At 51.6% G+C, this 12,018-nt stretch carries 13 protein-coding genes; 7 read left to right on the top strand and 6 right to left on the bottom strand.

Annotated features, from left to right (window positions below; translation table 11 throughout):
* Window positions 1-45: 45 nt before the first annotated feature.
* The 5 genes from ACN4EG_RS02575 to ACN4EG_RS02555 all read right to left on the bottom strand — a co-directional run bounded on the left by ACN4EG_RS02575 (window position 46) and on the right by ACN4EG_RS02555 (window position 5,814).
* Window positions 46-834, bottom strand: coding sequence for a hypothetical protein (locus ACN4EG_RS02575; protein ID WP_431627595.1), 789 nt, complete (start codon window positions 832-834; stop codon window positions 46-48).
* 75 nt (window positions 835-909) lie between these two features.
* On the bottom strand, window positions 910-2,343 hold the full coding sequence (locus ACN4EG_RS02570) for a NupC/NupG family nucleoside CNT transporter (RefSeq protein ID WP_431627593.1): 1,434 nt from the start codon (window positions 2,341-2,343) through the stop codon (window positions 910-912).
* On the bottom strand, window positions 2,343-3,239 hold the full coding sequence (locus ACN4EG_RS02565; protein ID WP_431627591.1) for a glycosyltransferase: 897 nt from the start codon (window positions 3,237-3,239) through the stop codon (window positions 2,343-2,345). Before ACN4EG_RS02565 ends, ACN4EG_RS02570 begins: the two co-directional genes overlap by 1 nt.
* A gap of 61 nt (window positions 3,240-3,300) precedes the next feature.
* Window positions 3,301-4,653: an acetyl-CoA carboxylase biotin carboxylase subunit gene (gene accC, locus ACN4EG_RS02560; RefSeq protein ID WP_431627590.1), complete on the bottom strand. Its 1,353-nt coding sequence runs from the start codon at window positions 4,651-4,653 to the stop codon at window positions 3,301-3,303.
* Window positions 4,654-4,896: 243 nt separating this feature from the next.
* Window positions 4,897-5,814 carry a DUF2459 domain-containing protein gene (locus ACN4EG_RS02555; RefSeq protein ID WP_431627589.1) on the bottom strand — a complete coding sequence of 306 codons (918 nt, stop codon included), beginning with the start codon at window positions 5,812-5,814 and terminating at the stop codon, window positions 4,897-4,899.
* 243 nt (window positions 5,815-6,057) lie between these two features.
* Between ACN4EG_RS02555 and pgr5 the strand changes: the two genes are divergently transcribed.
* From pgr5 to ACN4EG_RS02530, 5 genes are all read left to right on the top strand, one after another.
* Complete coding sequence (gene pgr5, locus ACN4EG_RS02550; protein ID WP_431627588.1) at window positions 6,058-6,255, top strand: cyclic electron transport protein PGR5; 198 nt, start codon at window positions 6,058-6,060, stop codon at window positions 6,253-6,255.
* Window positions 6,256-6,666: 411 nt separating this feature from the next.
* Window positions 6,667-7,329, top strand: coding sequence for a Uma2 family endonuclease (locus ACN4EG_RS02545; RefSeq protein WP_431627586.1), 663 nt, complete (start codon window positions 6,667-6,669; stop codon window positions 7,327-7,329).
* 103 nt (window positions 7,330-7,432) lie between these two features.
* The gene (locus tag ACN4EG_RS02540; RefSeq protein WP_431627585.1) at window positions 7,433-7,651 is read left to right on the top strand and encodes a hypothetical protein; all 219 of its coding nucleotides are present in this window, start codon (window positions 7,433-7,435) and stop codon (window positions 7,649-7,651) included.
* Window positions 7,644-8,072, top strand: coding sequence for a hypothetical protein (locus ACN4EG_RS02535; protein ID WP_431627584.1), 429 nt, complete (start codon window positions 7,644-7,646; stop codon window positions 8,070-8,072). The genes ACN4EG_RS02540 and ACN4EG_RS02535 overlap by 8 nt, the downstream gene beginning before the upstream one ends.
* Window positions 8,073-8,275: 203 nt before the next feature.
* Window positions 8,276-9,535: a dihydrolipoamide acetyltransferase family protein gene (locus ACN4EG_RS02530; protein ID WP_431627583.1), complete on the top strand. Its 1,260-nt coding sequence runs from the start codon at window positions 8,276-8,278 to the stop codon at window positions 9,533-9,535.
* 214 nt (window positions 9,536-9,749) lie between these two features.
* Here the strand turns inward: ACN4EG_RS02530 and ACN4EG_RS02525 are convergent, their stop codons facing one another.
* A complete protein-coding gene (locus tag ACN4EG_RS02525) occupies window positions 9,750-10,472 on the bottom strand; it encodes a hypothetical protein (protein WP_431627582.1) in 723 nt (240 codons plus the stop codon).
* 536 nt (window positions 10,473-11,008) lie between these two features.
* Here ACN4EG_RS02525 and ACN4EG_RS02520 point away from each other — a divergent pair.
* Both ACN4EG_RS02520 and ACN4EG_RS02515 read left to right on the top strand, forming a co-directional pair.
* A complete protein-coding gene (locus ACN4EG_RS02520) occupies window positions 11,009-11,155 on the top strand; it encodes a hypothetical protein (protein WP_431627581.1) in 147 nt (48 codons plus the stop codon).
* A gap of 290 nt (window positions 11,156-11,445) precedes the next feature.
* Window positions 11,446-12,000 carry an SRPBCC family protein gene (locus tag ACN4EG_RS02515; RefSeq protein WP_431627579.1) on the top strand — a complete coding sequence of 185 codons (555 nt, stop codon included), beginning with the start codon at window positions 11,446-11,448 and terminating at the stop codon, window positions 11,998-12,000.
* Window positions 12,001-12,018 lie beyond the last annotated feature (18 nt).

Raw genomic sequence — 12,018 nt, 5'->3', positions numbered from 1 at the left:
GGAACGAGTCCGGAAGTTCTAGATATTTTGCTAGCGACGCTCCATTTACAGCCCTTGCAAACTATCATTCAACGCAGTCAGGGCACCGGGTACATCATTTTTTCCAGCTTCCGTTGCCGCAATCAGCAGGAGCAACACCTGGGAATTGACCTGCTTAGCGACGATCGAGCCGCTAACCGGCTGCGTTTGTCCCCCGATCGTTAAGGCCCCCGCCCAATCCAGCAATACCCCATTCAGCAGAGGCTGTTGGTTTGTCACTTGGAACCCTTCCCCCCGCTGAAAGGCCGTTTTTGCCACTTGCACCAACTGATCGATCGACACGACGGGTGGCAAGTTCAGTTGTGCGAGGGACTGCGCCAACACGGTATAGGACAGCTTGCCATCGATCGCTTCCGCTAAAAAGCTGTCTCCCAGCGGCGAAAATTGATAATCCTTCAGCTTGGCGACCCGGAAGCGACCCGTAGGATCCTTATACTCCCCAGCCACGGGTAACGCTGGAGCCGAGGGAAGCGCTACGGGGGGCGCAGTGGGAATCGGTAAGGGCGGGGGGGAAGCGGTGGGGCTGGGCGAACCTTGTCCGGAAGGAATCGTCACCGGAACCGCTGTAGGCAAGGGACTGGGACTGGGACTAGGAGACGGGGGTTCAACGCGGGAACCGGGCAGGGGCGAGATCGGCACTGCGTTAACCGGCGCTTCTTGGGTCGGCGCAGGTACTGGCGTTGCCGCAGGCGTTTGGGCCAGCAAGCGATCGAAGCCACTGAACCCAAAACTGGTCACCACCAGCACGATCGCCGTTAACAGACTCCAGCCCAGCCAACGTAACTTTCTTACCATTACCCACTTACCTCGCCTTGTAATCCCCAGAGTATCAATCCCTAGAATGTCAATTCCTCGATAGCTAATCACTTCCTAGCGTCCAACGATCGACTGAGTTGCCCCACTGGAATAAAACACCCCAGCAATACAACCCATCATCAACGTCGCCAAGGTCGCCGCCCAGAGCGCCTTCCAGCCCAGTTCACTCAAGTCCCTCCGGCGGGACGGAATCAAGCTGACAAAGCCCCCCACAAAAATGCCCACCGAAGGAATATGGGCAAAGCCGCAGAGAATGTAACTGGTAATCACCAAGGCGCGATCGCTTAACCCCCCAGCCTGGGACAATCTTGCCAGTTCCAGGTAGGACGGAATCTCCGTTTCCACTAAGCGGCGACCCACCAACACGGATACATTCCACAGTTCCGGCCAACTACTAGACACGCCCGTAAGCGCCGTTAAGGGTAAAAACAGCGCCCCAAGAATATTCTGAACCGTGATGACTTTGAACAGGCTGCCGATCTTGGCAAGCACCGCATTTTGACTTTGGGCCAGGGCTGCTAGATTGCCGAAAAAGAGATTGACCAACGCCACCAAGCCCAAAATCGCAATCAACAACGCCGCGATCGCCACTGCCAACTTGACGCCGTCTAGGGAACCCGTGATCACCGCCTCCATCGGGTTCATTTTTTCGATTTCTTCCTCTTCGGCATCGGTTTTATCCGGCATACCGCCTAGGGTACGGGGAACCTCCGTTTCGGGAACCAGGATTTTCGATAGGACAAAACAGGCGGGAATCGCCATAAATGAAGCTGACACTAAATGCCCCACAATGTTGGGGAAAGCAGGCCGCAACAGACCGGCATATAGGGCCAATACGGTGGAAGCAATGCTGCCGTAGCAAGAGGCAAGAATGGCGCAGAGTTCGCTGCGGGTCATGTCCACCAAGAATGGACGCACCACCAAGGCCGACTCAATCCCAACGAAAATATTGGCGGCTCCACTTAGCGCTTCGGCTCCGCTCAGGCCCATGGTGCGGCGAAAAATCTTGGCAAATAGCGCCACGATCGGCTGAATCAGGCGCAAATTATAGAGCAAGGCCATCAACGCCGAGAAAAAGATGACCGACGGTAAGGCACGGAAGGCCAGTACATAGCCGAGATTTAAATTCTCTGGACTGAGGCGATCGCCCGGAACTGGCACGTAGGCAGGCGTCACCGTACGGGCAATCCAACGACCCGCCGCGATCGGCCCAGTGGGCTTCGTGAAATCCGGGACGAGCAGATCGCCAAACAGAAACCGTGCGCCCGCTTCCGTCGCATCTAGAACGGCATTGATATTGCGGCTCACCAGTTCAATTACCAATCGACTGGCTTCCACTTGAAAGACCAATAGTCCCAACAGGAGCTGCAAGCCCAGCCCCCACAAAATCACCTTCCAGGGAATTTGGCGGCGATTTTCCGATCCCAACCATGCAATGCCGCAGAGGGCGAATAAACCCACAAACGACAGGAAATTTAACCCAGACACTAGCAATATCGTCCTAACAGGTCATTCCAACGAATCTTCAGCAGGTCGAGTAGCATCTTCAGCGAGTCCTGCAACAGGTTGACCTTAGACACTTTGGCCTGATGAGACTTGGACACTGTAGCAGGAATTTCCCCGATCGAGAAGCCCCACTTGTGGGCGAGGTAAATCAGCTCGACATCGAAGGAAAATCCCGTCAGGCGTTGTTTCGCAAACAACACTTGGGCGGCCTCCCGGCGGAAGCCCTTGAGACCCGCCTGCATGTCTCGGTAACTCAGTCCTAGGATGGCTCGAGAAAACCAATTGTAAATTTTGCCCGCGACCTTGCGCAGGGGGCTGACCCGTTGCAGACTGGCTGCGACTTGATTGCGACAACCAATCACCACCTCGTCTTCGTAAAGTTGCTCAATCAGCAAATCTAAATGATCCAAGGAATAGGCTAGATCGCTGTCTAAAAAGCAGAAAAAGTTGCCAGGAAGCTCCGACTGGCTACAGCGCATGCCCGTGCGAATGGCGTGCCCCTTGCCACCTTGGGGCTGGTAGGACAGGAGTTGAATCTGGTGATGATCCACAGTGCGAATATGCTCCGTCAGAATCGCGGCAGTTCGATCGCGGGATCCATCATTCACAAACAGAAAAATGTAGTTGGGATGGTTTTCTAGATAAGCCTCGATCGCGTTGAGGGTTCGTTCAATGCAAGCTTGTTCGTTATACACCGGAAGCACAATGACCACTTCGGCTAGATAGGGCAGAGCAGAGGGTGCCAGCAAACTCTCCGGCGGCGGCGCGGTCAAAACATCACCCGGAGAGGCCGAGATCGGAGCAAACAACGATATGTCAGCCATGCGATCGCGGGCATGGCGTGATCGAGATTGCAAGCGACGGATCATATTTTTCATCGAGTCCTCCCCATCCCTCCATTCACGTCCCATCTGGTTCAGGAGAGCTGGACAATCCTGCCTAGCCCCGCTGGAACATGACCTTATCCACAAAGTTAGTGTAGATATCACCCTTCTGAAACTCGGGTGTGTCAAGAATTTTTTGGTGGAAGGCGATCGTCGTGGGTAAGCCTGTCACGGCACATTCCCGCAGGGCTCGCTTCATGCGCCGAATTGCTGAGGGGCGATCCTCCGCCCAAACAATCAGTTTGCCAATCAGGGAATCATAGTAGGGCGGAATTTCGTAGTCGGTGTAAACGTGGGAATCCATCCGCACACCGGGACCACTGGGGGGCAAATAGCCACTAATGCGTCCGGGACTGGGCCGGAAATTGTGCTCCGGATCCTCCGCGTTCACCCGACATTCGATCGCGTGGCCTTTGAGTTGAATCTGATCCTGGGTAAAATGCAACTTTTCCCCTTGGGCAATGCGAATCTGCTCGGCAATCAGATCAACCCCCGTCACCATTTCCGTGACGGGGTGTTCCACTTGAATCCGAGTATTCATTTCCATGAAGTAGAACTCCCCGGACTGATCCAGCAGAAACTCCACGGTACCTGCGCCGACATAGTTAATTGCTTTAGCAGCTAGGACGGCAGCCGTTCCCATTTTTTCCCGCAATTCCGGCGTCAGGGCACAACTGGGCGATTCTTCCAACAGCTTTTGGTGCCGCCGCTGAATCGAACATTCCCGCTCACCAAGATGGATCACGTTGCCGTGGCTGTCCGCTAAAATTTGGAACTCGATGTGGCGGGGATTTTGCACAAATTTTTCAATGTAAACCCCGGAGTTGCCAAAGGCTGCCTCTGCTTCGCCTTGGGCCGCGAAGAAGGATTTCGACAGTTCCTCATCACTGGGCACGAGGCGCATCCCCCGTCCGCCGCCCCCCGCTGTAGCTTTGATAATGACGGGATAGCCGATCGATTGGGCAATGGTGCGGGCTTCTTCCTCCGTTTCCACCAAGCCTTTACTGCCGGGAACCGTGGGAACGCCTACCCGCTGCATGGTTTTCTTGGCGGTGGACTTGTCCCCCATCGATCGAATCGAATCCGGCGATGGGCCAATGAAGACAATTTTGTGATCGGCGCAAATTTCAGCGAACCGAGCGTTTTCCGCTAAAAAACCATAACCAGGATGAATTGCCGTGGCATTGCGGGTCAGGGCCGCTGCAATGATATTGGGAATGTTGAGATAACTCTTGTTACTGGGGGGTTCGCCAATGCAAACGGCTTCATCAGCCAACTGGACATGCAGCGAATTACGATCGATCGTGGAATGGACGGCCACTGTGGCAATCCCCATCTCTTCGCAGGTGCGAATAATCCGCAACGCGATTTCACCCCGATTAGCAATCAAAATTTTGGAAAACTGCATGTTCTAACTAGCGTCCTTCCCAGTCTGACGGATGTACCTAAAAAAAGGCTAATCAGTAGGATAGGGCTTTTGGGGGACAGGGGGAAGGACAAACTTTGTGAGAAGCAGGGGAATTCTCGGGTCAAGCCAAAGAACAACGTACAAATGAAATCCCAAGGGGTGGCTGGGTGAGTGGATAAGCGGGTAGGCAGGTAGATGGGTAAACCGGGAAGGTTATTTCTTCGTAGACGACCTCAATTCAGCCTAGGGTGATGGTTTGGGTAGTTGATACATCACAGGTTGGGCAATGGCTGACCACCAAGGCGCGTTAATTTGGGCAGCGTCCAAGCCCTGGGCGGCCCAGGTATTACAGGTTCTCGCGAGGGAATAATGCCCCGTACCCTCATAAAAACCACTGGTAGGGGAAAAAGCATTTTGGATCCGAATAGGTTTGCCCTGGTTTAGTTTGAATGAGCCTTTGAGGTAGGCCACAAGGTTTAAGTAATCCGATCGACTAACGCCGATACACCGTAGATCAACCCCGGCTTCGTTGGGGAGTTGATCGTAGCCCTGCACATGCATCGTCGTGGGATTTCCCGGCCAAAACAGCGATCGCAGCGTTCGACTGACTTTCAGTTGCTGCAAGCTGGGCGTGTTCATGTAGAAGTCCCGATCGCCCCAGCCGAATTTTAAATATTGATAATTGCCCCGAGCGTCGGAACCGATCGTTTTCAAATCCAGGAATCCACGCCAGTTAAATGCTTCATTTTCCACCGGCAGGATCAGATTGACATGTAACGCTTCTCCCGCCACATAAACCCGATAGGGACTAGCCTCACAGCGCAAAGGCTGGTAACCCCAACGGCGGGGAAGCACTGCGGCCAAGGAAACAAGGGTGACGATCGTCCCACTGGTAATCCCAACCCACTTGATTAATCGGCGCAGTACCCGTCGGTTCATTTCTAGCCGATGGAGGCTCATTGTCGGCAAATCCATTTCAGGGTGAAACCCGACTCTCTGAATATCCAGCCTTTGTAAACCTACTCTTTGTAATCGCTTCATGATCAACAGGAACTCCTCAGCCTCCCAGGGCAACGCATTGGCCTGAGTAGGCGTGATTGTAAAGGCGTTATGCAAAAGTTTCCCGATCGTTGCACATTCCGCTGGCGCTTTCCTGCACAAAAGGGGCACTTTCCCAACCGTACCTTTACTGATGCACTCATCGAAACAGGCTATTGACGGCAGGAAAGAAAATTTCTTGGCAAAACCCTTGACACTTTGTAACAAATTGTTTACATTAATTTACATAAGTTAACAAGTCTCGAGGCAAGCCTCTAGAAAAGGTTTGAGACAGGATGGGTGAGGCAAATCCTTGAGCTTGGGGACAGTTGAATGATTACTAGACTTGACTTGAGGAGACTTGTTATGTTTGCACCGATCGTGGTTTTGGTTCGTAACTTTTTAGGTAGTGAGCGTTTCGTAGCGTTACGGGGCAAGGCGATCGCGCAACATTCCAAGGTGATCACCAACGTTTGCAACGCTCTGGGTATCGATCGCACCCAACGGCAAAACCTGATTCGGTTGGCGCGTGACAATGGCAAACGTCTTGGTTTACTTGCCTAGGTGAGTGGGTGATACCGCTTAGAGCGTGGTGACTCAAAGCTGACCTCTGGGGCATGGGATCTCAGGTAACTTAAAAGATTTGTAAATTTTAGGCACTTGAGATCAACGAATATGCATAGACCCTCGTTAGGTGGGTATGCTAGAGGAAGAGTTCTATAGGCTTTGCAACGACTCGCAACGACTTCGCTGCAATAGGTTTGGCTGATTGTCGATAGATTTGGCTGATTGTTAATTCCAAAGGATTGGGTTTCTGGGCTTTCCCCGTGCAATGTCGCGATTCGGAAGGTTAGGTAGCTCAGTCCTTTTTTATTGCTTATGGGCCTTTCAGCAATCGCGCAGCGGGAGTGCACAGTACGGTAGGCTAGAACACGATCGCTGCTAAGGTTAGTTGCCCACGAGGTTAGTTGCCCTATGCTATTTCGCAAAAAGCCTGTCGCTACAGAAAAGCGTATTCTGCTGAAAAATATTTCCTGGGCAAAGTTAGAAGAATTACTGGCAGAACTGGGCAGCAATCGGGAAGCGCATTTGACCTACGATCGGGGGCGGTTGGAGATGATGACGCCTTTAGAAGAGCACAATCGCTGCAATCGCTTATTGGAGTCCCTCTTGCTGGTGGTTGCCGATGAAATGGGGGATTCCCTAGTCAGTCCCGGCAATGTCCTGCTGCTGCAGCCGGAGATCGGACGGGCGATACAACCTATGGCTTGCTATTACTTAGAAAATGCACCAGCGATCCCCCCATCCGGCAAGCTGGATGTCACTCAAGTGCCCCCGCCGGACATCGCGATCGAGATCGCTTTGCAAGAGTCGGATAGTCCTAAGCGGCTGTCTTTCTACGAAACCATGGGCGTGCCCGAAATCTGGCAGTACGTCACCACCGTAGGCGAAGAGGTGCTGAAGGGAGACTTGAAAATTTGGGCCCTCGATCGTGGGGGATATCGACCTGTGCAAATCAGCCCCGCCTACGATTTTTTAACGATCGCCAAAGTCACAGAATTTCTAGCCGAAAGCGAAACCCTAGGATTAGCAAGAGCGCTCACACTACTGCGATCGTGGGTCAAAACCCAAGGGTGAAGTGTGCTCTAATAAGTACAAATACACTTAGTAAGCATCTTCAACCAAGCTAACTTATCTCAGCATTACATATCCGAGAAAGAAGCCATTTAATTTAGCAAGTATGCCAAAACCCAGATACGACGAAGACGAAAACGTTTCAAGGCACGCGGCTGCCGAAAAAGCAGACTGTGAGGAAATGGCAGAAAAGTATGGATGGCAACTGGTTGGTGTGGAAGAAACCAGTGATTCCGTTCTTGAGGCTGATTGTGTGTTTGCAGGCAAAACCGAATTCCCAAAGTCTTACTACGATACCGACAACGAGGATGGCGACGATGCGTAAATACATTGTCTTTCGAGCAGAGCGGCGCTCACCTAATTGGAAGGAGCGTAAGCTACAGCATACTCAAGCACTCACCGACATTCTCGCAGAACACTACGATTGCTCAGATAAACCCATTCCAGAACCGGGCTATCGACCCACTGAATTTATCCGTGTCGATCAGCTCCACGACCCCAAAGAACATGGCTACAGCACCCATTATCGGAAGGGGGATTGGGAGGTCACGCGGGTGGAAACCTATACACCTGATCTTCCCAGGGGGGATTACGACATGGTGGTGATCTGCTACTGCAAATACAACCCCATTAATGCCCCGCTCAAGCCTATGCCAGAACGCCAGGTTTCGGTAGATTCCTTTGGCGGAGACGAAACGGCTTATCAGCAATGGCTAGACTCTCAAAAGAAAACGGCTGATGTGTAATCAACGAGGGGGAATCAACCAGAACTCAAGTATTTCTTGGCACCTAATTCCGATAAAATTTGATTCTGCGTATTCGCAAATCTGATTTAGGTCTGATCCATGCGATCGGAAGCTAAGTCCGCGAATCCCGTCAAAACACCCTGACTTTCTCGGATGCCACCACGATGATTCACGAAATTTTCATGCCCGCGCTCAGTTCCACAATGACTGAAGGAAAGATCACCGCTTGGGTTAAATCCCCCGGCGACAAGATCGAAAAGGGCGAAACCGTGCTCATTGTGGAGTCGGACAAAGCCGACATGGATGTTGAATCATTCAACGAAGGAATTCTTGCAGCGATCGTTGTACAAGCAGGAGACTCTGCGCCCGTCGGTTCTGCCCTGGGACTGCTTGCTGAAACCGAAGCCGAAATTGAAGAAGCTAAGCAGAAAGCAGCCGCTTTAGCTGGTGGTGGATCTGCCAGTGCGCCTGAACCTGCCGCCGCAGCCCCTGTTGCAGTTTCCACCGCAGCAGCCTCTGGCAATGGCAGCAGTGCAGCGGCTCCTGTCCGTCCATCCGGTCGCATTGTGGCCTCTCCTCGAGCTAAGAAACTGGCTAAGGACTTAGGCGTTAGCTTAGAAACGTTAGTCGGAACTGGCCCCCACGGTCGGATTGTGGCGGAAGATGTGGAAGCTGCCGCAGGCAAGCCTTCAGCCCCGGTTGCGACTCCGGTCATTGCCGCTCCCATGGCTCCGGTAGCCAAACCCGTTGCAGCTAAAGCCCCGGCGGCTCCCGTTGCGCCCCCCACTCCGGGGCAAGTCCAAGCCATGAACACCATGCAAGTAGCCGTGGTGAAAAACATGGTGGCTACGCTGGAAGTGCCTGTGTTCCGCGTCGGCTATACCATTACGACCGATGCCCTGGATAAGCTTTACAAGCAGGTGAAATCTAAGGGTGTCACAATGAGTGCGCTGTTGGCCAAAGCCGTTGCTATGACGTTGCAGAAGCATCCGCTGTTGAATGCGAGTTATGTCGAAAATGGCATTCACTACAATGGCTCCATTAATATTGCCGTTGCAGTGGCGATGCCCGATGGTGGCTTGATCACCCCCGTTCTGCGCAGCGCTGACCAACAGGATCTCTATAGCCTCTCCCGCAGTTGGAAGGATTTGGTCGATCGGGCCCGCTCCAAGCAACTGACGCCGGACGAGTACAGCACTGGGACGTTTACCATTTCTAACCTAGGTATGTTTGGCGTCGATACCTTTGATGCCATTCTGCCTCCCGGCCAAGGTTCCATTATCGCGATCGGGGCGGCCCGTCCCACGGTGGTCGCCAATGAAGATGGCATGATTGGCGTCAAGCGGCAAATGCAAGTCAACATTACCTGTGATCACCGAATTATCTATGGTGCCCATGCCGCAGCCTTCCTGAAAGACTTGGCGAAGTTAATCGAAACGGACATACAGTCGTTAACGCTGTAGTTCCCCGGCTAGCGGGCTCATTTAGCGAACAACTCGATCCGATCTAACTCCAGACAATCGCTTAGAGAAAACAATCGTGTAAAGAAAAAGGACTGAGCCTTGAGACACTCAGTCCTTTTTGACTATGCAAGTTTCGACTATGCAAGTTTGAAAATCCTGGGCACCATCGCTTCTCTCAAGGACGCAACGATCGTTGAAGCACTAGGAATAACGACTACTCTTGGGCCAAGGCACGCGCTAGCACCACCTTATGCTCTTGAGGCAATGATTTCATGGAATCATAGAGTTTGCGACCGGCCCAGCAAGAATCTTCCGAAGAGGTCGTAGCAGCCCCGCTAGGAGAACTGATAGACTGCATGACTTTAATAAATTTTTGGGCGTCGTCTTCGGGCATGGTTTTGAGAACAGCTTTCAACGCGGGCTGCATCTTAGATTGGTCAAAGGCTGGAGCAGGGACTTTCTGGGCTTCTAATTCCATCGCCTTGTAGGATAGTTGGAACCAATCGTCGATCGACTGGGGATCTAATTTTTCCAAGGCCATAAAGATGGGATTGTTTTGGTCATCGCCCGTCAGGGGTTGCCCTGTCACAACACTGGCACAGGACTTGGTATCCATCTTGGCTAACATGCTAGATAAAATAACGGCTCGTCGTTCCAAAGAGGTGTCATCTAGCCGCTTGAGTCCCTGTTTAGCTAGGTTTGAGCCCAGTTGTTCCGCCTGATCCTTAGAGACTGACTTAAATTGCTCCTTCATCGTCGGGGAATCGGCAATTTTCTTAGTCATGCGATAAAACGGTTCATGCAAAGGCGAAGAATTAGGAAAGGGGTTGTTCATTGCAATGCTGGTTTCGTTCAGCAAGGCAGGAACCCCAAACTTCACTCCCACTCCAACTATTGCTGCAATAACAATTCCACCGACACTGGCTGCACGACTCATGATGACTTATCCTCCCGGTAAGCTACCGAACTCTGTAGGAATAAACTAGGTGAACGATTGACAAAGATGGGATGTTGGCTAATTCTTCGACGAGCATCTAACGAAGACGAGCATCTAGCAAATCTATGACCAACCAACCTGTGACCAATTAACCTGTGACCACCAATAGTTATCCTTACAAGCAGGTTATGCAGACAGTCCGGAAAATCGTTGCAAACAATCGTTGCAAAGAAATCACGGCTAGGAATCATTGCAATCAATGTTACTCAAGCCCCACGATCGCGTTCCGATGCAAATATGGCCGCAGATCAGATCTGCCCGATCGCGCCGTTATCAGTCCCTAGCAGCATTTCTTGATTCACTACGAGTCAGCAAATCTTGACAGCCCCTCCGTAGAGAGTCATCGGGTTTCGATCAAGCCATTTATGATTAACAAAGCGAGGGAGACGATGATCAGGAATCCCAAAATAAAGCCAGGAAGAAAGGTAACGAGACCGATCCCCCGTAATAACCAAACAAAAGCGGTTAGCCCTAAGGTGAACCAAAAGACAAAAATCCTAGAATTCTGGGCCCGCGCCATACTGATCCTCCGCAAAATTGCTCATCCTCGCACATCCTCTACATTAACCGACAATACCTTTACGGATGCACGATCGCTCAAGGGTTGCCATGATGTGGGGTAGGTAAAAAAGTTGTAATAATATGGCGATATACTTTAGATCATTTCAGTAAACGTACTGAATTTTTAAACTAGCTTTAAATTTTAAAGTCGCTTCGAATTCGTAATGTGATCGAGAGGTGTGATCGAGAGATCTAGGCTTAGACTCTCGGAATTCTTCAAATCTTAACGAAGGAATGATGCACTTTTTATCATCGGATCGTTACGGTCTTAATGGATACCTCAATCCCCATCAGCTCTAGATGGATCCATTAAGAGATTATCCACTCTTCATTCATCGGATTAGATACCTGCATGGTTGCTACACCTGTTTCCTCAACATCTGACAAACTGTCTGCGCTGCTACAAGGTGAGATTCTGCTGGAAACCCGTCCCTACTCTGCCTGGGGCGGTGCAGTCACGGCAAAGATGTACATCCCTGCTCCCTATACGGAAGTTTGGCAGCAGTTGACCGATTATTCCCGCTGGACAGCTTATTTCCCAGATATCCATCGCAGTGAAGTGATTCACAACGGGATCAACACCAGTGGCGCAACAGTCAAGCGGCAGATCAAGCGCCTCTACCAAGCCGCCAGCAAAGCTTTTTTATTTTTTACGGCTCAGGTGGAAGTTTATCTGAAAGTCCTGGAAACCCATCACCAGCGCATTCAGTTTTTTATGGAGTCGGGGAATTTTAACGACTTTAGTGCAGACTTGGAACTACAAGCTTGGGGAGAAGGCACGATCGTCACCTATTCCGTCCAAGCAACACCGACGATCCCCGTCCCCAGTGCCTTTATCCAAGAAGCCATCAAGATGGATTTGCCCAACAACATGGAGCAAATGCGCCGGGTCATTTGTAAACGGTAATCTTCCGTTGATGGGACT

Origin of the sequence: Alkalinema pantanalense CENA528 (assembly GCF_050753345.1) — a bacterium.
GTDB lineage: Bacteria > Cyanobacteriota > Cyanobacteriia > Leptolyngbyales > Leptolyngbyaceae > Alkalinema > Alkalinema pantanalense.
Note: the sequence above shows the minus strand (reverse complement) of the source record. Positions and strands in the feature narration are given on the sequence as shown.